A 26,335-nucleotide genomic window follows, 5' to 3' on the forward strand; every position below is an offset into this window, starting at 1 on the left:
GGCATTTTTACTTGATGGAGGCACCGCTCTCGAACCACTTGCCGATCACCGCCCGCTCGTCATCGGTGATGTGGGTCATGTTCCCCAGTGGCATGGACTTCTGCACCACGGCCTGTTGATAGATCTGCTGCGCATGCTGGGCGATGTTGTCGGGGCTATCCAGCAGCACGCCCTTGCCCGGCACCGGCATCAGCGTCGGCTTGGCCGCATGGCACTGGATGCAGCGCGCCTGTATCACCTGCTGCACCTGGGCAAACCCGCCAGCCGATGGCGATGGCGCTGCCGCCGCGCCAGCAGCCTCGGCAGGCGTGGCAGCAGCAGCGGCCGGGGCAGCCGGTCTGGCCTGCATCGCCGGGCTCATCCAGATGATCACCGCCAGCAGCAGCAGCACGGCAGCTCCGGGATACCACCAGTTGTAGACGCCCTTGTGGCGCAACACGAAGAACTGCCGGATCAGGGCGCCGGCGGCCATGATGAACAGCAGCACCAGCCAGTTATGTGGCGCGCTGTAGGTCATGCTGTAGTGATTGGAGAGCATCGCGAACAACACCGGCAGGGTGAAGTAGGTGTTGTGCACGCTGCGCTGCTTGCCGCGCTTGCCGTGGATGGGGTCGGGCGCCTGCCCGGCGCGCATCGACGCCACCATCTTGCGCTGGCCCGGGATGATCCACATCAGCACATTGGCACTCATGATGGTGGCCAGCGAGGCACCGCTGATCAGAAAGGCCGCCCGTCCCGAGAACAGATGGCAGGCCGCCCACACCGAGACGATCACCTGCAGGCCCACCAGCAGGTTGACCAGCCGGTCCGCACCGGGACGGTCGCCGATGGTGCTGCAGATGGCGTCGTAGATCAGCCAGTTGAAAAGCAGGAAGGCGATGGCAGTGCCGCCGGCCATCGAGGCCGACATGTCGAACACGTTGCGGTCCACCAGGAACACATTGGCATTGAACAGGTACAGCAGTGAAAACAGGGCGAAGCCCGACAGCCAGGTACTGTAGGACTCCCAGTAGAACCAGTGCAGATGCTCAGGCAAGGCCTTGGGCGCCAGCAGGTATTTCTGCGGATTGTAGAAGCCGCCACCATGGACCGCCCACAGTTCGCCACCGACGCCTTTTTCCTTCAGCTCGGGATCGGTGGGCGCCACCAGGCTGTTGTCCAGCCAGACGAAATAGAAGGATGAACCGATCCAGGCAATGGCCGTGATCACGTGCAGCCAGCGCAGCAGCAGGTTCAGCCAGTCGAGTAGATATGCTTCCATGATGTTCCGCTCTCAAGTACCGCCGATCATTCCCCTCACGACCCGGGGGTGATCCATTTCCGGGATTGCCGCCCCGCCGTTCCGGGCGCGCCATCCATGCACCCGGGGACCGACAGTGTAGCCAATTCCGGCTCGCGCCACGCAGGCGGCGCGCCAACAAAAAATGCCGGATCGAATGATCCGGCATCGCCATGATGCTGCCAGCAGCGGCAGCGACCGGACCGCTTAGAAGTGGTACTCGGCGCGCACCATCGGGGTCTTGGCCAGCGAGCCCGGGACGTTGGACGGGTTGCCGAACTTGTTGCGCCAGTACTGGTATTCCAGGCCGACGCGCAACTTGTTTTTACCCATGCCCATCGAGGTACCCAGGTCGTACATGACCTGGCCATCGAAGTTGACTTCGGGACCGGTGGAGCCACCGAATTCGTTCTTGCCCTTGGCCGCGATGTAGTTCATGTAGCCTTCGAAGGCCCAGCCGGAAGCGCCCAGAGGGATACCCCAGGCCAGGTTCAGCATCGGGTGCGTGTCATACTCATAGCGACTCGCCACGCCAACGGGCTTGTTGCTTTCGAAGAGCGCCAGCACACTCACATTCAGGAAGCCAGGCACATCCATCATCAGGGTCGGACCAATCACCCACATGCGCTTCTTGGACCCGTAGCCCTTGTCGTTCTTGGTGTTCCAGTCAAAACCCAAGGTCAGGCCAACCCCACGCGCCGGGCCAAAGGACAGGTCCTTGCCGCTGATCTTGCCGATATCCAGCGTGTTGCGATAGACGACGTAGAATTCCCGGGCATTGTCATCCTTGTTATCCGACAGCAGCATGTCAATGTTGAGGAAATTGGTGCCGTACTTGTAGCCGCTTGCATGCTGGAAGTTGACGATGTTCTTGCTGATATCCTGCGAATTGTAGGGCTCGGCAAAACGGGTACCGTAACGGTAGCCGATTGAGTTGTCCGCCCAGTCCAGTGCATGAGCTGACATGCTGCATGCCGCCGAGGCGACTACCGCCGCCATCATCCAGTACTTCCCCTTGATACCCGTCTTCATAGTTTCTCCCTGTGTTGCTTGTCTAAAAAATGACTGTTGACCCGGAGCCCGGTTCGATCCTGCGGCGTACTGCACTCTCCCCGCCACAGCATCGAGATCCGCCCCCTTAAGTGCTTGCACTCGTCAAATAAGGCCTGGCAAATTGCTGACAGCACTGCCGACACCCGCACCGACGGCAGCCATTACGCAAAGCCCGTGCCAGCCCTTCCGGGGCTTCGGTTGACTTGTCTGCGGCGGTCTAAAACACGAGTCGCTTTCCCCCGAAAGGACAGGCATCGGCCCGCGCAGGGGCGCAATCCTAGCCGAGTCCGGGCCGAATCCCAAGGGCTCGCGGGCGACACCCCGGGTCCGTCACTTCGATTGTCAACAATCAAACCGCTCTGCCCACAACCGACAGGGAACTGGCAAAGGCGCAGCCGATAAGCCTTCCAGCCTCGTCATCGTATTTTTTTTAGTGCATTTTTATCTATGAAGGTGCAGACAAGCACCAAATTGTCGCAAATGGATTTTTTGATTGTCGACAAAAAATCCAGGCGCTGTCGATCATTGCCCAGTGGCTTGCTGACCGGCCTGCCGACCGGATTGCACTTGCGGCCGCGAGCCGCGGGGAGCGTGAGGGTGCTCAACGGGGTGGGTCGGCGCTTGGCACATTAAATGCTTTTAACCGGTGGGAATCTGCCATTCAAACGAACCAGGAAGGGAAGTCCACCGTGCATTCCAGCAAGTTCTTCAAATTCGGCATCAGCCTGCTGCTGGGCGCCAGCTGCACCCTCGCGGCCGCCCAGGAAACCAGGATCAAGTTCCAGCTCGACTGGCGTTTCGAGGGTCCGTCGGCCCTGTTCCTGGTAGCAAAGTCCAAGGGTTACTTCGCCCAGGAAAAACTGGATGTCACCATCGACGCCGGCAATGGCTCGGGCAATGCGGTCAACCGCGTGGCCTCGGGCACCTATGACATGGGCTTTGCCGACATGGCCGCGCTGATGGAATTCACCGCCAACAACCCGGATGCGCCGGGCAAGCCGGTGGGCGTAATGATGGTCTACAACGACACGCCGGCGGCGATCTTCTCGCTCAAGAAATCCGGCATCAAGAAACCGGCCGACCTGGTCGGCAAGAAGCTGGGGTCACCGGTATTCGACGCCGGTCGCCGTGCCTATCCCATCTTTGCCAAGGCCAACGGCCTGGATGCCACCAAGACCCAGTGGACCAGCATGGACCCGCCGCTGCGTGAAACCATGCTGGCCCGCGGCGATGTGGATGCCATCACCGGTTTCTACTTCACCTCCCTGCTGAACCTCAATGCCCGCGGCATCAAGGATGAAGACATCAACGTGATGATGTATCCGGACTATGGCGTGCGTCTGTACGGCAACGCCATCATCGCCTCCGACGCCATGGTCAAGCAGAAGCCGGAAGCCATCAAGGGCTTCCTGCGCGCCTTCGCCAAGGCCAGCCGTGACGTGATGGCCAATCCGGACGCCGCCATCAAGGTGCTCAAGGAGCGCGACGGCCTGATCGACGAAAAACTCGAACTGCGTCGCCTGAAGCTGGCCATTGCCAGCGCCATCGCCACGCCGCATGCCAAGTCGGAAGGCTATGGCCAGGTCTATGGCCCGCGCCTGACGCTGATGGCCTCGCAGGTCTCGGATGCCTACGGCACCAAGACGCGGGTCAATGCCGACAAGATCTGGAATGCCAGCTTCCTGCCCTCCAAGGCCGAGCTGGACGTGTTCCCGAAGTAAATCATTTATATTTTTTCCGGCCACGACCCTGGCTGGCCACAAAGGGCCAGCCAGGATCCAGGCCGCATCCTTGGCAGACCGTTTCCATGAGCGAACCCTTCGTCGATTTCCGCCACGTCTACCTGGCCTATGATGGCGCCACCGATTTTGCGGTGGAAGACATCGACCTGCAGACCCGCGCGGGCGAATTCATCGCCATCGTCGGCCCCTCCGGCTGTGGCAAGTCGACCTTCATGAAACTGGCCACGGGCCTCAAGCAAGCCAATCGCGGCAGCGTCGTCATCGATGGTCAGCCGGTGACCGGGCCGCTGAAGTTCGTGGGCATGGCCTTCCAGGCGCCGACCCTGTTGCCGTGGCGCACTACGCTGGACAACGTGCTGTTGCCGCTGGAGATCGTCGAGCCCTACCGGCGCGACTTCAAGCAGAAGAAGGCCGAATATACCGAGCGCGCCCTGAAATTGTTGAAGACCGTAGGCCTGGAGGGCTACGCCGACAAGTTTCCCTGGCAACTGTCGGGCGGCATGCAGCAACGCGCCTCGATCTGCCGGGCGCTGATCCACGAACCCAAGATGCTGTTGCTGGACGAGCCCTTCGGCGCGCTCGACGCCTTCACCCGCGAGGAACTGTGGTGCGTGCTGCGCGACCTGTGGGCCGAGCGCCGCTTCAACGTCATCCTGGTCACGCATGACCTGCGCGAAGCCGCCTTCCTGGCCGACACCATCTACGTGATGAGCAAGCGCCCGGGGCGCATCGTGGTGCGCCGCGAAAACCCGCTGCCGCGTCCCTGCGACCTGGAAACCACCTATACCGACGGCTTCAGCGCGCTGGTGCATGAACTGCGCGAGCACATCGGCCATGTGCGCAATACCTGACCCTGATCGACCGGCCAAGGACCCAACATGAAAACACCGTTCAACGGCAAGCTCAACCAGGCCGCCACCACGCTCGCGCCGTGGTTCCTGCTGATCGTCATCCTCGGCATCTGGCAGTTCATCTGCAGTGTCTGGCAGGTCTCGGACTTCATCTTCCCCAGCCCGGCCTCCATCCTGCAGGCCATGGTGGACTATGCCGGGCCGATCACCGAGCATGCGCTCTCGACCTTCTGGGTCACCATGGTGGGCTTTGCCATTGCGGTGTTCGTGGGCGTGACGCTGGGCTTCGTGATCGGCTCCTCGCCCATGCTGTATGCCGCCGCCTATCCCCTGATGACGGCCTTCAATGCCCTGCCCAAGGCGGCCTTCGTGCCGGTGCTGGTGGTCTGGTTCGGAATCGGGGCGGGCCCGGCGATCCTGACGGCCTTCCTGATTTCCTTCTTCCCCATCATGGTCAACATCGCCACCGGGCTGGCCACGCTGGAGCCCGAACTGGAGGACGTGTTGCGCGTGCTGGGCGCGCGCCGCATGGATATCCTGCTCAAAGTGGGCCTGCCGCGCTCGATGCCCTACTTCTTCGCCTCGCTGAAGGTGGCCATCACGCTGGCCTTCGTGGGCTCCACGGTGTCCGAGATGAATGCGTCCAACCAGGGCATCGGCTATCTGCTGGTATCGGCCGGGTCGTCGATGAAGATGCCGCTGGCCTTTGCCGGGCTGGTGGTGATCGGCGCCATGGCCATGGCGATGTACGAACTGTTTGCGATCATCGAACGGCGCACCACCGGCTGGGCGCATCGCGGAAAATGAAACAAATCGGGCTTTGCGCCACAGCGCCGGGGCCAACACGGCGAAAGCGGTATGCGGCGCGGCCCAATTTGTCTATGATGTCGCGCGGACGCGCCGGCTGCTCGCTACCGGCACGGTAGGCCGCAGCAGGCAGTTGAAGAAACCGGGGCAGAGGGGCTGCCCGCGACCATCGAAGCAACAACGATACGAAACCACAGGGAAATCACGTGAGCGCAGTTCCACTCCGTCTTGAAATCAGCCACGTGCGCAAGTCCTATCCGGGCGTGCTGGCCAACGACGATGTCAGCCTGGCGGTCGCGCCTGGCGAGATCCACGCCGTGCTCGGAGAGAACGGCGCGGGCAAGTCCACCTTGATGAAGATCATCTTTGGCGCGGTCAAGCCCGATGCCGGCGAACTCCGCTGGAACGGCGAGACCGTGCAGATCGCCAATCCGCAGGTGGCGCGCAAGCTGGGCATCGCCATGGTGTTCCAGCATTTCTCGCTGTTCGATACCTTGACGGTGACCGAGAACATCGCCCTGGGCCTGGATGCCAAGACCGACCTGAAGGAACTGGCCGAGCGCATCACCCGTACCGGCGAGAAATACGGCCTGGAACTGGAACCGCAACGTCATGTGCACACCCTGTCGGTGGGCGAGCGCCAGCGCGTGGAAATCGTGCGCGCCCTGCTGACCGAGCCGCAACTGCTGATCCTGGACGAGCCGACCTCGGTGCTGACCCCGCAGGCGGTGGAAAAACTGTTCGTCACCCTGCGTCGCCTGGCCGACGAGGGTTGCAGCATCCTCTACATCAGCCACAAGCTCGACGAAATCCGCGCCCTGTGCCATAGCGCCACGGTGATGCGCGGCGGTCGCGTGACCGGCAACTGCGATCCGCGCAATGAAAGCAGCGCCAGCCTGTCGCGCATGATGATCGGCGACGAACTGGTGCGCCTGCAGCGCGAGCGCAATCCCGATTCGCAGCGCAATGAGCGCAAGCTGCACGTCAATCGCCTGTCGCTGCCCAAGGCCCACCTGTTCGCCACAGAACTGAAGGACATCGAGTGCGAAGTGCGGGCTGGCGAGATCGTCGGCATCGCCGGGGTGTCCGGCAATGGCCAGCAGGAATTGCTGGCGGCGCTCTCGGGCGAGGACCAGCGCGCCGCGCCCAACATGATCATGCTGGGCGGCAAGGCGGTCGGTGATCTGTCGCCCAACCCGCGTCGCGCCGCCGGCCTCGGCCTGGTGCCGGAAGAACGCCTGGGACGCGGTGCCGTCCCCACGCTCTCGCTGACGGCCAACATGCTGCTGTCACACCAGAAGGCGCCTTACGTGAAGCGCGGCATGATCGATTTCGCCTTCACCCGGCGCGCCGCAGCCTCCATCATCGAACGCTTCAAGGTCAAGGCGGCAGGCCCCGATGCGCCGGCCAAGAGCCTCTCGGGCGGCAATCTGCAGAAATTCATCGTCGGCCGCGAGATGGAGCGCAAGCCCGCCGTCTTCGTGGTGGCACAGCCGACCTGGGGCGTGGACGTCGGCGCGGCGGCACAGATCCACGGCGAAATCTTGAAACTGAAACAGGAAGGGTGTGCGGTGCTGGTGATCTCGGAAGAACTTGACGAATTGTTCGCGTTATGTGATCGCCTGCACGTCATCGCCAAGGGTCGGCTGTCGCCCTCCATTCCCATTGAGCAAGCCACCCGCGAGCAGGTCGGCGTGTGGATGAGCGGCCTGTGGGATGCCCCCGCCGCCACGGAGGTGGGTCATGGCTGAGCGCATGAGTTTCCCGCTGCGCCTGGAGCTGCGTGGCGCACCGTCGAAGACGATGACCTACCTCTCGCCGGTGATCGCCATCGTCGCCACGCTGCTGCTTGGCGCGCTGCTGTTCCTGGCGCTGGGCAAGGACCCGCTGGCCGGGTTGAAGGTGTTCCTGGTCGATCCCTTCAGTGGCAAGCGCGCCATCAGCGAACTGTTGCTCAAATCGATACCGCTGATCCTGTGTGCGCTGGGACTGGCGGTGTGCTTCCGCGCCAGCATCTGGAACATCGGTGCAGAGGGTCAGTTCACGGTCGGCGCGCTGTGCTCGGGCGCCATGCTGGTCTGGCTGGATGTGCCGGGACATGGTATCTCCGGCGGCATGGGTCTGGTGCTCATGATCCTGGCCGGCGTGGTCGGCGGGGCGCTGTGGGCGGCGGTGACGGCCTACCTGCGCGACCAGTTCAATGCCAATGAAATCCTGGTGTCGCTGATGCTGACCTATGTGGCGCAGCTGTTGCTGATGTGGGCCGTCAATGGTCCGCTGAAGGACCCCAATGGCATGAACTTCCCGCAATCGAAAGTGTTCTCCAGCGAGTTCATGCTGCCCATGCTGCTCTCCGGCACACGCCTGCACGTGGGCTTTGCGGTGACGATCGTGCTGGCGGTGCTGATGGCGATCTTCATGATGCGCAGCCTGCGCGGCTTTTCGCTGATGGTGGGCGGAGTGGCGCCGCATGCGGCGCGTTACGCGGGTTTCTCGGCACGCTCGGCGTTGTGGGTGTCGCTCCTGATCTCGGGGGCCTTCGCCGGCCTGGCCGGGGCGTTCGAGATCGCCGGACCGATCGGCCAGTTGCTGCCGTCGGTATCGCCGGGCTATGGCTTCGCGGCCATCATCGTGGCCTTCATCGGCCGCCTGCATCCGATCGGCGCGATCCTGGGCGGGCTGATCATGTCGCTGCTGTATCTGGGCGGCGAGCTGGCGCAGTCGCGTCTGGGCCTGCCATCGGCCATCACCGGGGTCTTCCAGGGCATGCTGCTGTTCCTGCTGCTGGCCTGCGATACCTTGATCGATTACCGCCTGGCGTGGAAAAAGAAAGTCTAAGGAATCAGGACAGGACATGGAACAACTCGCTCCTCTCATCGCAGCCTCCATCAATGCCGGCACACCCTTGCTGCTGGCGGCCATCGGGCTGTTGATCAATGAACGCTCCGGCGTGCTCAACCTGGGCGCCGAGGGCATGATGCTGGTGGCGGCCATCGCCGGTTTCGCCGTGGGCTATGCCACCAAGAGCCCGCTGCTGGGCTTCATGGCCGGTGCCGTGTGCGGCATGCTGATGGCCACGCTGTTCGCCTGGCTGGCGCTGCGCCTGGCCACCAACCAGGTGGCCACCGGCCTGGCGTTGTCGATCTTCGGCGCGGGGTTGTCGGCGTTCGTCGGCCAGCGCTTCGTCGGACTGGCGCTGCCGGCCCAACCCAATTCGATTCCCCTGCTGGCAGACATTCCCTTCCTGGGCAAGGCGCTGTTCCACCAGCACTGGATGAGCTACGTGGCGCTGGCGCTGTGTCTGGCCAGCATCTGGTTCCTGTATCGCACGCGCGCCGGCCTGGTGCTGCGCGCGGTGGGCGAGTCGCCGGAGTCGGCCCATGCGCTGGGCTATTCGGTACGCGGCATCCGCTATCTGGCGCTGCTGTTCGGCGGAGCCTGCTGCGGACTGGCCGGGGCCTATATGTCGCTGGTCTATACCCCGATGTGGGTGGAGGGCCTGGTGGCCGGACGTGGCTGGATCGCGCTGGCCCTGACCGCGTTCGCCACCTGGCGCCCGGCGCGGGTACTGCTGGGTTCACTGCTGTTCGGCGGCGTCACCATCGCCCAGTTCTACCTGCAGGGCATGGGCGTGACGGTGCCGTCGCAGATCCTGTCGATGGCGCCCTATCTGGCCACCATCGTGGTGCTGGCGCTGATCTCGCGCAACCCCGACTGGATCCGCCTGAACATGCCGGCCTCGCTGGGCAAGCCCTTCCGCCCCGGGGCGTCCTGATCGGCGCAGACGGTCTTTGCGGCTTTCGTTTTTGCTTTCGTTTCGTTTTTGTAGCAGCACCTGTATTTATCCACTGACCTTGAGGGAGAACACAATGAAGATTTCGCGCAGGGCATCCTTGACGATGCTCGCCACCCTGGCGGCAGCAACCCTGATCGGTTGCGGCAAGAAGGAAGAACCCGCTGCCGCCGCGCCCGCTGCTGCGCCGGCCGCCGCCGCTCCCGCCGCCGATCCGCTGAAGGTAGCCTTCGTCTACATCGGCCCGGTGGGCGATGCCGGCTGGACCTTCGCCCACGACAAGGGTCGCAAGGCCGTCGAGGAAAAGTTCGGCGACAAGGTCAAGACCACCTTCGTGGAAAACATTCCTGAATCCGCAGCCGACGCCGAGCGCGTGTTCCGCCAGCTGGCCACCGATGGCAACAAGCTGATCTTCGGCACCACCTTCGGCTACATGGAAGCCATGTTGAAGGTCGCCAAGGAATTCCCGGACGTCAAGTTCGAACACGCCACCGGCTTCAAGACCGCCGACAACCTGGCGCAATACGACGTGCGTACCTATGAAGGTGCCTACCTGGCCGGCGTGGTCGCGGGCAAGATGAGCAAGTCCGGCAAGCTGGGCGTGGTGGCCTCGGTGCCTATCCCCGAAGTGATCCGCAATATCGACTCCTTCACCCTGGGCGCGCGTTCGGTGAACCCCAAGGCGACCACCGCCGTGGTCTGGGTGAACAAGTGGTTCGATCCGGGCAAGGAACGTGAAGCTGCGACCACCCTGATCGGCCAGGGCGTGGACGTGCTGATGCAGAACACCGACTCCGCCGCCGTGGTCCAGACCGCACAGGAAAAGGGCGTGTATGCCTTCGGTTGGGACAGCGACATGACCAGCTTCGGCCCCAAGGCCCACCTGGCCGCCTCGATGATCAACTGGGGCGTGTACTACACCGCCCGCGTGCAGGCAGTGCTGGATGGCTCGTGGAAGAGCAGCACCAGCTGGATCGGCCTGAAGGAAAACGGCATCGACCTGGCCGCCTTCAATCCGGAACTGCCGGCTGACGTGAAGACCCTGGTGGAAGAGCGCAAGAAGGGCATCGTCGATGGCTCCGCGCCGATCTGGAAGGGTCCGATCAAGGACAACGCCGGCAAGGAAGTGCTGGGCAAGGACGCCGTGGCCGATGACGGCTTCCTGCATGGCATCAAGTTCTACGTCGAAGGCGTGGACGGCAAGGTTCCGGGCTGATTGTTACGGTATTACCGTGGTACGGGCGCAGTCACGGCGCCCGTACCGGGAGTGAGCATGAAAGGCCGCTGGCACCGCGAGGTGTCGGCGGCTTTTTTTTGGCAAATCGGCATTCCACAGAGGACGCTTCTCGTCTATATATTGCCTCCATACAATTTTTTGATAGGCGATTTCGGCTTCCGGGCGGTGCGGCGGATATCCGCTGAAAGCCGCGATCCACCGCTATCGCAGCCGCATCCTGCCTGTATAATGCACAGCCAGCCCGGGCGGAAAGCTGGCTTTTTCCTTCACTTTCTGCCGCATTGAACTACAGGATTTATGCAAAAAGCCCGCAAACCGATCGAAATCAAAATTTCCACTGTGGTTGCCATTTCGGCAATCCTGCATGAAACTGATCCGACTTCGCTGGAATCCGCCTTGAAGGAAATGACCGGTGGCGTGGCCGACTTCTTCGAAGACGAGTTCGCGGTCCTCGATATCGGCTCCCTGGACGCCGAGGCGGCTGCCGGCATCGACTGGAGCGCCGTGGTGGCGCTGTTCAAGCGCTTCCGCCTGAACACGGTGGCGGTGCGCAACGCGCCCGAGCAATTGCACCCCGGCATCGTCGGCCACGGACTGGCCATCGATACCTCGGCGGTGTCCGGCGCCGGCGCGGCCAATGCCCGCGCCCAGGAGGCCGCCCAGGAAGCCGTGGCTGCACCCGCACCGGCTCCCGCGCCTGTCGCTGCGGCACCGGCACCCGCCTCCTCCGCACCGGCTGCCGCGCCTGAAGCGCCCGCCGCCCCCCAGGCCCGTACCGTGGTGGTCGATACTCCGGTGCGTGCCGGCCAGCGCATCTATGCGCGTGGCGCCGACCTGGTGGTGCTGGCTGCGGTCAACAACGGTGCCGAACTGATCGCCGACGGCTGCATCCACGTCTACGCGCCCTTGCGCGGCCGGGCGCTGGCCGGTGCGTCGGGCAATACCGAGGCGCGCATCTTCGCCGCTTCACTGGAAGCGGAACTGGTTTCCATTGCCGGAGTCTATCGAACCTTCGAGAACGGTCACGCGCCGGAGCTCGCGGGCAAGCAGGTGCAGGTGCGCCTGCAGGGCGAACGCATCGACGTGCTGCCGATGTCGGCGTCGTGAGCCTCCGGTGACCATCATCATCTAAACGAATAATCGGGCCGGACCCCACCGGCGTACTGTTCTTCTTAAGGAGTTTTTCGTGGCAAAAATCATCGTTGTGACTTCGGGTAAGGGCGGCGTCGGCAAAACGACGTCCAGCGCCAGTTTCGCATCGGGCCTGGCCATGCGTGGCCACAAGACGGCCGTGATCGACTTCGACGTCGGTCTGCGCAACCTGGACCTGATCATGGGCTGCGAGCGCCGCGTGGTCTACGACCTGATCAACGTGATCAACAAGGAAGCCACGCTGAACCAGGCCCTGATCAAGGACAAGCACTGCGACAACCTGTTCATCCTGCCGGCCTCGCAGACCCGCGACAAGGACGCCCTGACCGAAGAAGGCGTGGAGCGCGTGCTGGGCGACCTGTCGAAGATGGACTTCGAATACATCATCTGCGATTCGCCGGCCGGCATCGAGCATGGCGCGGTGATGGCACTGACCTTCGCCGACGAGGCCATCGTGGTGTCCAACCCGGAAGTGTCGTCGGTGCGCGACTCGGACCGCATCCTGGGCATCATCCAGGCCAAGTCGCGTCGTGCCTCGGCCGGCGGCGAGCCGGTCAAGGAGCATCTGCTGATCACCCGCTATTCGCCCAAGCGCGTGGAAGACGGCGAGATGCTGTCCTATACCGACGTGCAGGAAATCCTGCGCATTCCCCTGATCGGCATCATTCCCGAGTCGGAAACCGTGCTGCAGGCCTCCAACCAGGGCTCCCCGGCGATCCACATGAAGGATTCCGACGTGGCGCAGGCCTACCAGGACGTGGTGTCGCGCTTCCTCGGCGAGACCGTCGAACTGCGTTTCACCACCTACGAAAAGCCGGGTCTGCTGCAGCGCATCTTCGGAGGTAAGTGACATGTCCCTGCTTTCTTTCCTGTTCCCCAGCAAGCCCAAGAGCGCGGTGGCGGCGAAGGAGCGGCTGCAGATCATCATCGCCCGCGAGCGCTCCAATGGCCGTCAGGGTCCGGACTTCCTGCCGGCCCTGCACAAGGAACTGATCGAGGTCATCTCCAAGTACACCAAGGTCAATGCCGACGACATCAAGATCTCGCTGGACCGCCAGGGCAACCTGGAAGTGCTGGACGTGAACGTGGTGCTGCCCGACAGCGACGTCCCGGCGGCCTGACGCGACGGTCGCCACCGATGCAAGGGCAGCCCTGGCTGCCCTTTCGTCCATCTGAGTCTCCTTGTCGATAACCTGCCCTTGTCCAGCCTGATGCCATGAAGATCGGGATCATCTCTTCCGACGCCGATACCGTCACGCTGGTGACGCAACTGGCCGAACGTCACGACGCCACCGTCTATCGTGGCGCCGATGGCTTTGCTGCGGCCTGCGACGATGGCGCCCAGCTGGTGGTGCTGGACCTGGATGACGTGCAACGGCATCTCCAGGCGATCACGACCCTGGTGCAACGCCATCGCCCGCCGGCGGCCGCCAAGGCCAGGCCGGTATTGCTGCTGTTGTGCACACCGGCGCACCAGGCCTGGCTGCGCAGCCTGCTGCTGGCCGGTGCCGACGATTTCCTGGTCAAGCCGGTGCGGCGCCAGGAACTGGCTTTGCGCCTGGACCTGCTGCTGCTGGCAGCGCAGCCCTATGAGGCGCCGCCCAGCATCGTCGAGGCCGGTGGTTTCATGGTCGACCTGGCGCGCCTGCGGGTGACCCATCCGGGGCTGCCGCATCTGGATGCCACGCTGACCCGCAAGGAGGCCGAACTGGCGCTGCTGTTCATGCAACACCTGGGGCGCCCGCTGTCGCGTGCCTTCCTGCAGGAGCGCATCTGGGGCGCCGAGCCGGAGACCCCGACCCGCACCATCGATACCCATGTCTCGCGCATCCGGACCAAGCTGGGGCTGCAACCGGCCAATGGCTACCAGCTGGCGACCGTCTATGGCTACGGTTATCAGCTGGAACGGCTGGAATAGCCGCCGGGGCCGGCCGGCGGGCTGTTGTTTTTGTCGTTTCCAGTGCACGCCAAACCTGATCCATGTCACAGACATATACCGATTATCGGGGACCGTCCCAACCCGGAATGGCCCGAAGAGTATAATTATTCCCAAAACCGGGGCCGAAACTGTTCGAAATTGTCCGTTTCGGGACTCATAGATCGCACCATCCCAGCTCATCGGCACTGCTGCCGCGCACTCCATGCACTTGCTCGCTGTCGGACTCAACCACACTACCGCGCCTGTCTCGCTGCGCGAGAAAGTGGCCTTCCCCGCTGACCAGATCGGTCAGGCGGTGTCGTCCGCGCGTGCCTGGTTTGGCGGCAATGACAAGATCATCGCCAGTGGTGAAGCGGCCATCCTCTCCACCTGCAACCGCACCGAGCTGTATGCCGCGGCGGCGGCCGGGCGCGACGGGGTGGAGTTCGCCATCGACCGCACCGCGCAGTTCCTGGCCGATTACCATCACATCCCCTACGCCGACCTGCGCCCCTATCTGTATTCGCTGCCGCAGGACAATGCCGTGCGCCACGCCTTCCGCGTCGCTTCCGGCCTGGATTCGATGGTCCTGGGCGAGCCGCAGATCCTGGGCCAGATGAAGGATGCGGTGCGCCAGGCCGATGCCGCCGGCGGGCTTGGTACCTACCTGCACCAGCTGTTCCAGCGCACCTTCGCGGTGGCCAAGGAAGTGCGCACCACCACCGAGATCGGCGCCCATAGCGTATCGATGGCGGCAGCGGCGGTGCGGCTGTCGCAGCGCATCTTCGATTCCATCTCGGGCCAGAACGTGCTCTTCATCGGCGCCGGCGAGATGATCGAACTGTGCGCCACCCACTTCGCCGCACAGAATCCCAAGACCCTGACGGTGGCCAACCGCACCATGGAGCGCGGCGAAACCCTGGCCCATCGCTTCAACGGCCGTGCCATCCGCCTGGCCGACCTGCCGGCGCAGCTGGCCAGTTTCGACATCGTGGTCTCCTGTACCGCCTCGCAACTGCCCATCATCGGCCTGGGGCTGGTGGAACGGGCCGTCAAGGCGCGCCGCCACAAACCCATCTTCATGGTCGACCTGGCCGTGCCGCGCGACATCGAAGCCGAAGTCGGCCGCCTGGATGACGTCTTCCTCTACACCGTGGACGACCTGGCCTCGGTGGTCCAGAGCGGCGTCGAGAACCGCCAGGCAGCGGTGGCGCAGGCCGAGGCCATCATCGAGACCCGCGTGCAGTCCTTCATGCACTGGATCGACAGCCGCGCCATGGTGCCGCTGATCCAGGACCTGCAGGAAACCGGTGAGGCCCTGCGCCTGGCCGAACTGGATCGCGCCCGTCGCATGCTGGCCAAGGGCGACGACGTGGAAGCCGTCCTGGAAGCCCTCTCCAAGGGCCTGACCGCGAAGTTCCTGCACGGCCCGCAACAGGCCCTGCACCATGCTCAGGGCGAACAGCGCAGCCAGCTGGCTTCGCTGCTGCCGCAACTGTTCCGCGCCAAGCGTTAGCGTTCCCCTCTCCCGCCGCCTGCGTCCTTGCCTGATGCAGACGGCTGATCGTGCTGCCTTTCCCGGGCCGCCGATATCTCCTTCTTCCCCTGTTTTACGTTACCGGATTCGACACCCATGAAACCATCGATGCTCGCCAAACTCGACCAGCTTGCCGAACGGCTGGAAGAGCTCAACAGCCTGCTGGCCCAGGAAGATGCCACCGCCAACATGGACAACTTCCGCAAGATGACCCGCGAACACGCCGAACTGGGGCCGCTGGTGGCGCTGTATCACGACTACGTGCAAGCCGGTGACGACATCCGCACCGCCCAGGAACTGCTGTCGGACCCTGACATGAAGGCCTTCGCCCAGGAAGAGATCGACGGCGCCAAGGCACGCATGGAGGCGCTGGAACTGGACCTGCAGAAGATGCTGCTGCCGCGCGACCCCAATGACGAACGCAACATCTTCCTGGAAATCCGCGCCGGCACCGGTGGCGATGAATCGGCCCTGTTTGCCGGCGACCTGCTGCGCATGTACACGCGTTATGCCGAACGCCAGCGCTGGCAGGTGGAGATCGTCTCGTCCTCCGAATCGGAACTGGGCGGCTACAAGGAAGTGATTGCCCGCATCGTCGGCTTCGGTGCCTATTCGCGCCTGAAGTTCGAATCGGGCGGCCACCGCGTGCAGCGCGTGCCGGCCACCGAAACCCAGGGCCGCATCCACACGTCGGCCTGCACGGTGGCGGTGATGCCCGAGGCCGACGAGGTCGAGGATGTGGACATCAACCCGGCCGATATCCGCATCGATACCTACCGCGCCTCCGGCGCCGGCGGCCAGCACATCAACAAGACCGATTCGGCCGTGCGTATCACCCACCTGCCCACCGGCATCGTGGTGGAGTGCCAGGATGACCGCAGCCAGCACAAGAACAAGGCCCAGGCCATGAAGGTGCTGGCCGCACGCATCAAGGACGTGCAACTGCGGGAACAGCAGTCCAAGGAGGCGGCCACCCGCAAGTCCCTGATCGGCTCGGGCGACCGCAGCGAGCGCATCCGCACCTACAATTTCCCGCAGGGGCGCATGACCGACCACCGCATCAATCTCACGCTCTACAAGCTGGACTTCATCATGGATGGCGACCTGGACGAACTGACCAATGCGCTCATCACCGAACACCAGGCCGAACTGCTGGCGCAGCTGGGGGATGACTGAGCGGTCACGGAACCAGGTTTTCCTGCACCGGTCTCAGGCTGACCATGCGGCCTGTTCGGGGGAACAGAGTGCAGGGTCCCCGGGATGTCTCTACAATCGCGTCATGGCCGGATTGCCGCAGCCATGAGAATCCCACCAACCAAGACAATTTCGAACAACAACCATGAAATCATCCAAACCGGTTTTCCTGCTGGTGGCGCTGGTGTGCGCCGGCCTGCTGGGCTTTGCCATGTATCTGCAGATCGTCGAGGAAATGCAGCCCTGCCCGCTGTGCGTGATCCAGCGCTACATGTTCGTGCTGGTGGGCATCTTTGCGCTGATCGGCGCCGGCCTGCCGGCCGGGGCGCGTCGCGGTAGCGCGGCACTGGGCCTGCTGGCCGCGCTGGGCGGCGCCGGCACGGCGATCTGGCATCTGTATGTGAAGGCGCATCCGGGGGTCTCCTGCACCACCGATCCGCTGGAAACGGCCCTGAACCAGCTGCCCACCGCCAAGCTGCTGCCACAGATGTTCACTGCTGACGGTTTCTGCTCGGCCCCGTGGCCGCCGGTATTCGGACTGCAGATCCCGACCTGGTCGCTGATCTGGTTCGGCGTGCTGGCCGTGGTGCTGGCAGTCCAGGCCTTCAAGCGCGCGCCGCGCACCACCATCTGGAAATGATGGAACCGCTGTCCAGCTACGCCGGCTGCACGCTGGCCACCGTATTGAAGACGGCGCCGCTGGACCCGCTGGAAAACCGCATCCTGCTCTGCCATGCACTGCGTCTGACGCGGGTGCAACTGATCACGCAATCGGAACGGCGCCTGGACCAGGCCGAGTCCGATGCGCTCAAGGCCCTCTTCGCACGCCGTCTGCGGGGCGAGCCGATCGCCTACATCGTGGGTCTGCGCGAGTTCTATGGACTGGATTTCCGGGTGACGCCGGACGTGCTGATCCCGCGCCCGGATACCGAACTGCTGGTGGAGCTGGCCATGGAGCGCCTGCCCACCGGCGGCGCCTTGCTGGACATGGGCACCGGGTCGGGCGCGATTGCTGTCTCCATCGCCCATAGCCGCCCCGATGCGGTGGTCACGGCGCTCGACGCCAGCGCGGCAGCATTGGCCATCGCACGCGAGAACGCCGCCGCCCATCAGGCCCGCGTGACCCTGCTGGAGAGCGACTGGTACGGCGCCCTGGCCAAGAACCAGCGTTTTGCCGTGATCGCCTCCAACCCGCCCTACATCGTCGAAGGTGACGTCCATCTGTCGCAAGGCGACCTGCGCTTCGAACCGGTGGATGCCCTCACCGACCACGGCGATGGCCTCTCCGACCTGCGCACCATCATCGATGGCGCCCCGGCACATCTGCTACCGCAAGGCTGGCTGTTGCTGGAACACGGCTACGACCAGGCCGCCGCGGTGCGCGCCCTGCTGGCCGGTACCGGTTTTACGGACGTGCAAAGCTGGCGCGACCTGGCCGGCATCGAACGCGTCAGCGGCGGCCGCCTGGCCTGACGCGCTCCCGCCACACCCTCAGTTCACTCCACAGGGGCCACTCAGGCCGCCTGTTTTCCTCCATCCTGCGGTGATTGCGGTGCTTGCGACGGCCCCTGGCCCAGTTGAGCCAGCAATGAAGCCTCCTTCAGTTTTGCATCCTGCAAGTGACGCTCCTTGACATGCCCATAGCCCCGAATCCCTTCCGGGACGCGGGCCACGGCAATGACCTGCTCCAGATTGGCCGATGTCAGTTGTGACAAAAGGCGCATGAGGGTGTCGCGATAGGCGCCGATCAGGGCGCGCTCCTGCCTGCGTTCCTCGGTATAGCCGAAGGGATCGAAGGCCGTGCCGCGCAGGAAGCGCAAGCGGGCCAGCACGCCAAAGGCCGGCATCATCCAGCTGCCGAAGGCCTGCTTGCGCAGGTGGCCCTTTTCGTCGCGGCGGGCCAGCAGCGGCGGCGCCAGGTGGAAGCGCAGCTTGTAGTCGCCCTCGAACATGCCGGCGATCTTGGCGTGGAAGGCCGGATCGCTGTGCAGGCGCGCGACCTCGTATTCATCCTTGTAGGCCATCAGCTTGAAGAGGTAGTTCGCCACTGCCCGGCTCAGCTTGAGGCCGCGACCGGCCTCGCCCAGCGCGCTCTCACGCTGGCGCACCTGTTCGACGAAATCACGATAGCTGCGGGCATAGGCGGCGTTCTGGTAATCGGTCAGGAAGGCCACCCGGCGCTCCACCAGTTCATCCAGCGATGGCGTGCGCTTGAAATCGATCACTTGCGCACTCGTGCCGTTGCGGCCGGCCGCATTGAGGACGAACTCGACGTCATGCGCCGCCACCCGGCCCCAGGCGAAGGCCTGCTTGTTGAAGTCCACCTGCAGGGCATTGAGCTCGATGGCGCGCAGCAGGGCGGCTTCCGACAAGGGGACCCAGCCCTTTTGCCAGGCATAGCCCAGCATGAACATATTGGTCGCGATGGCGTCCCCCATCAGGGCGGTAGCGATCCGGCCGGCATCGACCAGCGACAGGTTGTCGCGCCCGCAGGCCTGGGCGATCTCGCCCTCGCTGGAGGCGGTGGGGAATTGCCAGTCGGGATTGCGCACGAAGGCTGCCGTCGGCATCTGCGTGGAATTGACGGCGGCATGAGTACGCCCCTCTCCCATGCGTGACAGGGCGTCGCGGCCCGCCGTGACGATCACGTCGCAACCGATGACCAGATCCGCCATGCCGGTACCGACACGGGTGGAATGGATATGCGTCGCATCCTCGGCCACACGCACGTGCGACATCACCGGCCCGCCCTTCTGTGCCAGGCCGCTCATGTCCAGCACCGAGCAGGCGCGTCCTTCCACGTGCGCGGCCATGGCGATGATCTGGCCGATGGTGATCACGCCGGTGCCACCGACGCCGGTGACCAGGATGCCGTAGGGCTGGGCCAGTCCCGGCAGCACGGGCTGCGGCAGCGCCGGCAAGCTCGGGCCGGCGGCGGCCTTGGCACGGGCGGGCTTCTTCAACTGCCCGCCTTCCACCGTCACGAAGCTGGGGCAGAAGCCGTTGACGCAGGAATAATCCTTGTTGCAGGACGACTGGTTGATCTGGCGCTTGCGGCCGAACTCGGTTTCCAGCGGTTCCACCGAGAGACAGTTCGACTGCACGCTGCAATCGCCGCAGCCTTCGCACACGGCTTCGTTGATGACGGCGCGCTTGGCCGGGTCCGGGTAGGCATTGCGTTTGCGTCGACGACGCTTTTCCGAGGCGCAGGTCTGGTCGTAGATCATGGCCGAAACACCCGGCTTCTCACGCAGCTCGCGCTGGACCGCATCGAGTTCGCTGCGATGGCGGATGGTCACGCCCTCGGCCCAGCGGGTGTCGGCCGGATACTTGTCCGGCTCGTCGGTGACGACGATGATCGGCCCCACGTTCTCGGCGGCCAGCTGGCGCGAGATCATGGCCGGATCGAGCGGGCCATCGAACTCCTGGCCGCCAGTCATGGCGACCGCATCGTTATAGAGAATCTTGTAGGTGATATTGACCTTGGCGGCGACCGAGGCACGCACCGCCAGCAGACCGGAGTGGAAGTAGGTGCCATCGCCCAGGTTGGCGAACACGTGCTTCTCGCTGGTGAAGGGCGCCTGCCCGACCCAGGTCACACCCTCCCCGCCCATGTGGGTGAAGAGATTGGTTTCACGGTCCATCCAGGTCACCATGTAGTGGCAACCGATACCGGCCAGGCCACGGCTGCCATCGGGCAGTTTGGTGGAAGTATTGTGCGGGCAACCTGAACAGAAATGCGGGGTGCGATCCTTGTCGGGATCGGGCTTGCTGCTGATGTTGAGTGCGGCTTCCTTGGCTTCCAGATAGGCCACGCGGGTGCGCACGCGCTGCTCCACTGGATGGCCGGCAAAGTAGCGCGAGATGCGGGTGGCGATGGCGCGCGCGATCTGTGCCGGGTTCAGTTCATAGGTGGCCGGCAGCAGCCAGTTGCCATGGCCTTCACGCTGCGATCCGCTCCATTCGCCGGTGTCGTCGAACTTGCCGACCACGCGCGGACGCACATCGTCGCGCCAGTTGTAGAGCTCTTCCTTCAACTGGTATTCGAGGATCTGGCGCTTCTCTTCCACCACCAGGATTTCATCCAGTCCCTGGGCGAATTCACGCACGCCTTCGGCTTCCAGCGGCCAGGTCATGCCGACCTTGTAGAGACGGATACCGATGTCGGCGGCGACCTGTTCGTCGATACCCAGGTCTTCCAGGGCCTGGCGCGTATCGAGATAGGACTTGCCGGCAGTGATGATGCCGATGCGCGCACGCGGGCTGTCCCAGATGATGCGGTTGAGCTTGTTCACGCGGGCGTAGGCCAGCGCGGCATACCACTTGTAGTTGATCATCCGCGCTTCCTGGCCCAGCACGGTGTCGGGCTGGCGGATGTTGAGGCCGTCAGGTGGCAGTGCGAAGTCTTCCGGCAGCTGGATCTTGACGCGATCGGGATCGATCATCACCGACATCCCGGACTCCACCAGGTCGGTCACGCACTTCATGGCCACCCACAGGCCGGTATAGCGGCTCATGGCCCAGCCATGCAGGCCGTAGTCGAGATACTCCTGCACCGAGGACGGATAGAGCACCGGGATACCGCAGGCCTTGAGGATGTGTTCGCTCTGGTGCGCAGCCGTGGAGGACTTGGCGGCATGGTCGTCGCCGGCGATCACCAGCACGCCGCCATGCCTGGAGGTGCCGGCCATGTTGGCATGCTTGAACACGTCGCCACAGCGGTCCACGCCCGGCCCCTTGCCGTACCACAGCGAGAAGACGCCATCGTATTGCGCGTCCTTGAAGAGATTGACCTGCTGTGTGCCCCACACGCTGGTGGCCGCCAGGTCCTCGTTCATGCCAGGGTGGAAGCGGACCTGTTTCGCTTCGAGGTATTTGCGGGCCTTCTCGGCGGTCTGGTCCACCGCGCCCAGGGGCGAGCCGCGATAGCCGGTGATGAAGCCGGCGGTATTGAGCCCGGCGCGTTCATCGTATTGCCGCTGCAGCATCGGCAGGCGCACCAGCGCCTGGATGCCGGTCATGAAGACGCGGCCGCGCTCCAGCGCATATTTGTCGTCCAGGGATACATCGTCCAGCAGCAGGCGTTGCCCGGCGGGTAGGGGTGCGTTCATGTGGTCTCCGTGCCAAAAATCTTGTTTTTGCCTGCACATGCTCCCGGCAGCAGAATCAGAATCTCGAAATCCGTCGCGCTGTCGGGAAAAGGGAACACCTCGGCCTTGTGGGCCGGGTTTTCTTAATGTTGTGGTATCAAGTTAGCACAAGGGTGATCGCCCCGCTACGCACGCTGCAGCAGGGTTTCCGGGCTTTTTTGACATACCGGAAACACTTTCCGCAGGTCCTGCGGCAATCCCGGTGATAGGGAGGAGAAAATGCCGGAAAGGTGAAAACAACAATATTTCCGGCTGAAAAAAAAATGGGCGACAAGTTCAGTTGTTACAAGCAAGACGTGAATGTAACAACCAGTAAAAGCCATTGGACGAGGTTCTGCGCTGACGTTTAATAGACCTCACTTGAACAGCGATTGATTGGTTATCCGTTACTGTGCAAGGTTCCTCCCCTCTAGTGTTGAAAGCACCACTAGCTCGCGGATCCGGCCCCCCCTGCCGGGTCCGCTTTTTTTATGTCTGCAGGGTTGATCAGGGCTGGTCGAAGGGTCGTGGAGGCGGCGTCTTCCCGGTCGAAGGTGGCAACAATGGCAGGCTCACGCGCGGCTGCTCGCCGGTCAGGGTCTTGAGGAAAGCGACGACCTTGGCGTTTTCATCGGCACTGAACTGCCGACCCAGCTGCAGGCGGGCCATGGTATCGACGGCTTCGGTCAAGGTGGCGGCAGCGCCGTCATGGAAGTAGGGATAGCTCAGCTCGACGTTGCGCAAGGTCGGTACCTTGAAGTGGTGACGGTCTTCGTCCTTGCCGGTGACATCGGCGCGCCCCAGGGCCGGATTGCTGGTCAGGTAGGGAGCGACCAGGCCCATCTTCTGGAAGGAATTGCCGCCCACCGCAGGACCGTTGTGACAGGCCACGCAGCCGGCCGATTTGAACAGCTTGTAGCCGTCCAGCTCGTTCCTGGTGAGCGCCTTGCGGTCGCCCTTGAGCCATTTGTCGAAACGCGAATTGGGCGTGACCAGGGTTTCTTCGAAGGCGGCAATGGCCTGGGTCACTTCATCGATACCCAGACGGTCGTTACCGAAAGCCTGCCTGAAGGCAGCCACATAACCCGGAATGGACTGCAGCACGTCCACCGCCAGGGCATGCGAGAAGGCCATCTCCTTTGGGTTGGCAATGGGGCCAGCGGCCTGGGCCTTGAGATCGGCGGCACGTCCGTCCCAGAACTGCGCGGCATTGAACCTGGCATTGAGCACCGTGGGCGAATTGATCGGTCCCTGTTGCCACTGGTGGCCGATGGAAGTCTTCAGGTTGTCCGTCCCACCCATCGACAGGTTGTGACAGGAGTTGCAGGAGATGGCGCCGGAGCGCGAGAGGCGGGGATCGAAGAACAGCTGCTTGCCCAGTTCGACCATGGCGCGATTGCTCACGCGGGCGGGCTGGATGGGCGTGATCGGCTCTTTCCCGGCGGTGGTGGCAGTGGCGGTGGTGGGGGCCGCGTGGGCGGGCGGCACCAGCAAGGTGCTGGCGGCCAGCAGCAAGGTGGACAGGATGGGCTTGAAGGACATGGCTTACTCCTTGGTGACGGACAATGAAGCCGATCATTGTCTGTAGCCAAGGCGCCCCTTTCTTGACCTGCATCATCTCCCCGTGAAGGGTCAGCAAGCTGACCGGCGACCTCGAAGTTCTTCTGTGGTTTTCAACGAGGCCGCCTGCCGATGTCTTCAGGTTTCAGCGATTCGGTGGCAGGTTGGTCTCGCCCGGCAGCAGGCTGTGGGCGGACAACGCTTCCTGTTGCTTCAGTCGCTCGTAGATGGGCGTGAAATCGGGCGCGGTGTCATTGAACAGTTGCTCGAAATCGCGGATGACGAAATAGGTTTCCTGGTAGGTATCGATCTTGTAGAGCGTGCGCATGATGCGCTCCACGTCGAAAGGCACGCGGCGCGGCTGCTCGCTGGAGAGGCAATATTCCACCTCGCCGCCGGAAGACAGAATGCCGGCGCCGTAGATGCGCAAACCCTGTTCGCTCTGGATCAGGCCGAACTCGATGGTGTACCAGTACAGGCGCGCCAGATAGGCCAGGCCGTCGAGCTTGAGCGCCTTCAGGCCGCCCTTGCCGTATTCCTGCAGGTGATTGGCGAAGACCGGATTGAACAGCAGCGGTACGTGACCGAAGAAGTCGTGGAACACGTCGGGTTCGACGATGTAGTCGAATTCGTGTTCTTCGCGCAGCCAGACCGTGACCGGGAAGCGGCGGTTGGCCAGATGCTCGAAGAAGGTGTGGTCCGGTACCAGGCCCGGCACAGCCACCAGCTGCCAGCCGGTGGCCTTGAAGAGTGCTTCGGTGGTCTGGTCGAAGCGCGGGATGCCTTGCGAAACATCCAGAGCCTTCAGGCTGTCGATGAAGACGTCGCAGGCACGCCCCGGGATCATACGCGCCTGGCGTTCATACAAACGCCGCCACAGTGCGTGCTGGGCCGGCGTATAGGCTTCCCAGTTCTGGGCCACGACATAGTTGGCGTCGGCCTGGCTGTAGTCGCCGCGCAAGGCGCCGCTATCGGACTTGGTGGCGACGGTGGCAAAGAAATCGTCAGTGTTGGGATTGGTGCTCATGGCATACCCGTTATCAAAGTGAGGCGCATATTATGCGCCCCCTTGCCGGTATGGTCATGCGTGGCGGTGCGGGAGTGAATCTATGCGCCGGGCGGAGGCGGCGTCCGGTCCTTCTTGTCGCTGCCGATGCCGGTCACGCGGGCGCCCCATTTGAGCAGGGCCTTGAAGTTGGCCTTGACGATGTAGTCGAGCATGGCGACCTGTTCTTCCACGGCCTCCTGGAACACCGTGGCCGAATTGGCGGGCTTGATCTTGAGGTAGGCATCGGCTTCGCCGTAATCACGATGGATTTCCATGCCGGCCTTCTTGGCGATGTGCATCATCACCTTGTTGGAGGAAAGGCAGTGCATGTACAGCGTATCGACGTCGGCATTGCGGCAGCGCATGGAAGCCCGCATGAACAGGCGCGTTCCCACGCCCAGCCCGCGTGCGGCGGCCGTGACGGAGACCCCGAACTCGGCCACCACCGGCTTGATGGTGGCGCCGCTGATGCGCGTGCTTTCCTTGGGCGCGAAAGCCAGGTGCCCCACCCCCAGCAGGCGCAGGCGCCGGTCGTAGACGCCGAAGACGGTATCGCGTTCGAAGTTGATGCCTTCGACGTAGCGCGTCACCATCTCGTCGGAGAGCTTGGAGCCGAAGCGCAGCAAGCGATCCTTTTCTTCCAGCGCCAGGAAGTGGCGCAACAGGTGACGCCGCGAGCGGGGTGACAATTCCTTGACGAAGACATGCGGCTTCTCATGCCGCTCACCAGCGGCCGCAGAGGCGCCGCGCAGTCGTTGCATCCAGCGGGTGAAGGGGTTGCTCATGGTCGGCCTCTGCTTCAGTGCTGCACCGGCCGGTGCTGCGCGACGAAGGCCTCGACCTGGGCGGTACGGGCTGCCAGGATGGCCTCGGGGATGCGTTGCGGCTGCGTCTGCTGGCCTGCAATGGCGCCGGCATCGATCTGTTGCGCGGCCTGCAGCGCACCCTCCAGATAGGGCGCCTGCGGGAAGGGCTGCAGCTCCAGGCCGGTGCGGCCGCGATGATCACACTCGGCGGCGCGCAGCATGTCGATGAAGCGCTGCGGCTTGCGGAAGGCGTCGCAACGGGCAAAGAACCTGACCAGCGTATCGGGACGCATCTCGAAGGCGCGGCCGACGTTGCCGTGCTCGCGGGCCGTCATCAGCGCCAGGTCGCGGCATTCACCGGGTACCTTCAGGCGGGCGCAGACCTGCTCGGCCAGGCGCTCGCTGCGTGCTTCATGACCATGATGACGTGGCCACATCTCGGGCGGCGTGCTGCCCTTGCCGAGGTCGTGCAACAGCGCGGCGAAGCGGATGGGCAAGGAGAAGCCCTGTGCCGCTGCCCAGTCCACCACCAGCATGACATGCACGCCGGTATCGATCTCGGGATGCCATTTTTCGGGTTGCGGCACGCCCCACAGCGCGGCCAGCTCGGGCAGGATGCGCTGCAATGCGCCGCAGTTGCGCAATACCTCGAACATGCGCGAGGGCTTGCGCTCCATCAGGCCACGTGCAAGCTCCTGCCATACACGTTCAGGCACCAGGGCATCGACTTCGCCCTCTTCGACCATGCGCTGCATGAGCGCCTGGGTCTCGGGGGCCACGGTGAAATCGGCGAAGCGCGCCGCAAAGCGCGCCAGCCGCAGGATGCGTACCGGGTCCTCGATGAAGGCATCGGAGACATGGCGAAACACGCGGCGCTCGATATCGGCACGGCCCTGATAGGGATCGACCAGGGTGCCATCCTCGTCCTGGGCGATGGCGTTGATGGTCAGGTCGCGGCGAGCCAGGTCCTCTTCCAGCGTGACGTCGGGCGCGGCATGAAAGGCGAAGCCCTTGTAACCGGGCGCGGTCTTGCGCTCGGTGCGGGCCAGGGCGTATTCCTCCTGGGTCTCGGGATGCAGGAACACCGGAAAATCCTTGCCCACCGGACGAAAGCCCCGCTCCAGCAACTGCTGCGGGGTGGCGCCGACCACCACGTGGTCGCGGTCCTTCACCGGCAGGCCCAGCAAGCCGTCGCGCACTGCGCCGCCGACGGTGTAGATCTTCATCTT

General features: G+C 63.7%; 23 protein-coding genes. 16 read left to right on the top strand and 7 right to left on the bottom strand.

The features are described 5' to 3' along the window. Positions 1 to 7: 7 nt before the first annotated feature. Positions 8 to 1,261, bottom strand: coding sequence for a urate hydroxylase PuuD (locus tag BTM36_RS10155; RefSeq protein ID WP_077236171.1), 1,254 nt, complete (start codon positions 1,259 to 1,261; stop codon positions 8 to 10). Positions 1,262 to 1,486: 225 nt separating this feature from the next. Further along, positions 1,487 to 2,311 (bottom strand): outer envelope protein, encoded by an 825-nt coding sequence (locus tag BTM36_RS10160; RefSeq protein ID WP_077236172.1) that lies wholly within the window; start codon positions 2,309 to 2,311, stop codon positions 1,487 to 1,489. Between the two features lie 710 nt (positions 2,312 to 3,021). On the opposite strand from BTM36_RS10160, the gene BTM36_RS10165 reads away from it, so the two are divergent. The 16 genes from BTM36_RS10165 to prmC all read left to right on the top strand — a co-directional run bounded on the left by BTM36_RS10165 (position 3,022) and on the right by prmC (position 18,036). Then, complete coding sequence (locus BTM36_RS10165; protein ID WP_006461420.1) at positions 3,022 to 4,053, top strand: ABC transporter substrate-binding protein; 1,032 nt, start codon at positions 3,022 to 3,024, stop codon at positions 4,051 to 4,053. 86 nt (positions 4,054 to 4,139) lie between these two features. Beyond that, positions 4,140 to 4,925, top strand: coding sequence for an ABC transporter ATP-binding protein (locus BTM36_RS10170; RefSeq protein ID WP_077236174.1), 786 nt, complete (start codon positions 4,140 to 4,142; stop codon positions 4,923 to 4,925). A 27-nt stretch (positions 4,926 to 4,952) separates the two neighbouring features. After that, complete coding sequence (locus BTM36_RS10175; protein ID WP_006461418.1) at positions 4,953 to 5,732, top strand: ABC transporter permease; 780 nt, start codon at positions 4,953 to 4,955, stop codon at positions 5,730 to 5,732. 206 nt (positions 5,733 to 5,938) lie between these two features. Further along, positions 5,939 to 7,483, top strand: coding sequence for an ABC transporter ATP-binding protein (locus BTM36_RS10180; RefSeq protein WP_039873925.1), 1,545 nt, complete (start codon positions 5,939 to 5,941; stop codon positions 7,481 to 7,483). Then, positions 7,476 to 8,570 (top strand): ABC transporter permease, encoded by a 1,095-nt coding sequence (locus BTM36_RS10185; RefSeq protein WP_077236176.1) that lies wholly within the window; start codon positions 7,476 to 7,478, stop codon positions 8,568 to 8,570. The genes BTM36_RS10180 and BTM36_RS10185 overlap by 8 nt, the downstream gene beginning before the upstream one ends. A 16-nt stretch (positions 8,571 to 8,586) precedes the next feature. After that, positions 8,587 to 9,507, top strand: coding sequence for an ABC transporter permease (locus BTM36_RS10190; protein WP_077236177.1), 921 nt, complete (start codon positions 8,587 to 8,589; stop codon positions 9,505 to 9,507). 94 nt (positions 9,508 to 9,601) lie between these two features. Beyond that, entirely contained in the window at positions 9,602 to 10,741 is a 1,140-nt protein-coding gene (locus tag BTM36_RS10195) for a BMP family ABC transporter substrate-binding protein (protein ID WP_077236178.1), read from the top strand. Between the two features lie 57 nt (positions 10,742 to 10,798). After that, positions 10,799 to 11,047: a hypothetical protein gene (locus BTM36_RS27750; RefSeq protein ID WP_139347118.1), complete on the top strand. Its 249-nt coding sequence runs from the start codon at positions 10,799 to 10,801 to the stop codon at positions 11,045 to 11,047. A 12-nt stretch (positions 11,048 to 11,059) separates the two neighbouring features. Further along, the gene (gene minC, locus BTM36_RS10200) at positions 11,060 to 11,869 is read left to right on the top strand and encodes a septum site-determining protein MinC (protein WP_077236179.1); all 810 of its coding nucleotides are present in this window, start codon (positions 11,060 to 11,062) and stop codon (positions 11,867 to 11,869) included. 79 nt (positions 11,870 to 11,948) lie between these two features. Continuing rightward, complete coding sequence (gene minD, locus BTM36_RS10205; RefSeq protein ID WP_006465130.1) at positions 11,949 to 12,764, top strand: septum site-determining protein MinD; 816 nt, start codon at positions 11,949 to 11,951, stop codon at positions 12,762 to 12,764. A 1-nt stretch (position 12,765) separates the two neighbouring features. Then, positions 12,766 to 13,035 (top strand): cell division topological specificity factor MinE, encoded by a 270-nt coding sequence (minE, locus tag BTM36_RS10210; RefSeq protein WP_006465131.1) that lies wholly within the window; start codon positions 12,766 to 12,768, stop codon positions 13,033 to 13,035. A 95-nt stretch (positions 13,036 to 13,130) separates the two neighbouring features. After that, positions 13,131 to 13,832: a response regulator transcription factor gene (locus BTM36_RS10215; protein WP_006465132.1), complete on the top strand. Its 702-nt coding sequence runs from the start codon at positions 13,131 to 13,133 to the stop codon at positions 13,830 to 13,832. 223 nt (positions 13,833 to 14,055) lie between these two features. Next, positions 14,056 to 15,348 (top strand): glutamyl-tRNA reductase, encoded by a 1,293-nt coding sequence (hemA, locus tag BTM36_RS10220; RefSeq protein ID WP_006465133.1) that lies wholly within the window; start codon positions 14,056 to 14,058, stop codon positions 15,346 to 15,348. A gap of 117 nt (positions 15,349 to 15,465) precedes the next feature. Further along, positions 15,466 to 16,545 carry a peptide chain release factor 1 gene (prfA, locus tag BTM36_RS10225; protein WP_006465134.1) on the top strand — a complete coding sequence of 360 codons (1,080 nt, stop codon included), beginning with the start codon at positions 15,466 to 15,468 and terminating at the stop codon, positions 16,543 to 16,545. 163 nt (positions 16,546 to 16,708) lie between these two features. Continuing rightward, complete coding sequence (locus BTM36_RS10230; protein ID WP_006465135.1) at positions 16,709 to 17,203, top strand: disulfide bond formation protein B; 495 nt, start codon at positions 16,709 to 16,711, stop codon at positions 17,201 to 17,203. Then, complete coding sequence (gene prmC / locus BTM36_RS10235) at positions 17,203 to 18,036, top strand: peptide chain release factor N(5)-glutamine methyltransferase (protein WP_077236181.1); 834 nt, start codon at positions 17,203 to 17,205, stop codon at positions 18,034 to 18,036. The genes BTM36_RS10230 and prmC overlap by 1 nt, the downstream gene beginning before the upstream one ends. 41 nt (positions 18,037 to 18,077) lie before the next feature. On the opposite strand, the gene BTM36_RS10240 is transcribed toward prmC, so the two are convergent. The 5 genes from BTM36_RS10240 to BTM36_RS10260 form a co-directional block, all read right to left on the bottom strand. After that, positions 18,078 to 21,674 carry an indolepyruvate ferredoxin oxidoreductase family protein gene (locus tag BTM36_RS10240; RefSeq protein ID WP_077236182.1) on the bottom strand — a complete coding sequence of 1,199 codons (3,597 nt, stop codon included), beginning with the start codon at positions 21,672 to 21,674 and terminating at the stop codon, positions 18,078 to 18,080. Positions 21,675 to 22,199: 525 nt separating this feature from the next. Then, on the bottom strand, positions 22,200 to 23,234 hold the full coding sequence (locus BTM36_RS10245) for a cytochrome-c peroxidase (RefSeq protein WP_139347119.1): 1,035 nt from the start codon (positions 23,232 to 23,234) through the stop codon (positions 22,200 to 22,202). 163 nt (positions 23,235 to 23,397) lie between these two features. Continuing rightward, complete coding sequence (gene phhA / locus BTM36_RS10250) at positions 23,398 to 24,279, bottom strand: phenylalanine 4-monooxygenase (protein ID WP_077236184.1); 882 nt, start codon at positions 24,277 to 24,279, stop codon at positions 23,398 to 23,400. 80 nt (positions 24,280 to 24,359) lie between these two features. Next, positions 24,360 to 25,085 (bottom strand): GNAT family N-acetyltransferase, encoded by a 726-nt coding sequence (locus BTM36_RS10255; RefSeq protein WP_077236185.1) that lies wholly within the window; start codon positions 25,083 to 25,085, stop codon positions 24,360 to 24,362. Between the two features lie 14 nt (positions 25,086 to 25,099). Further along, positions 25,100 to 26,332 (bottom strand): multifunctional CCA addition/repair protein, encoded by a 1,233-nt coding sequence (locus BTM36_RS10260; protein WP_077236186.1) that lies wholly within the window; start codon positions 26,330 to 26,332, stop codon positions 25,100 to 25,102. Positions 26,333 to 26,335 lie beyond the last annotated feature (3 nt).

It is taken from the genome of Herbaspirillum sp. VT-16-41, from assembly GCF_001994935.1.
GTDB lineage: Bacteria > Pseudomonadota > Gammaproteobacteria > Burkholderiales > Burkholderiaceae_D > Herbaspirillum > Herbaspirillum frisingense.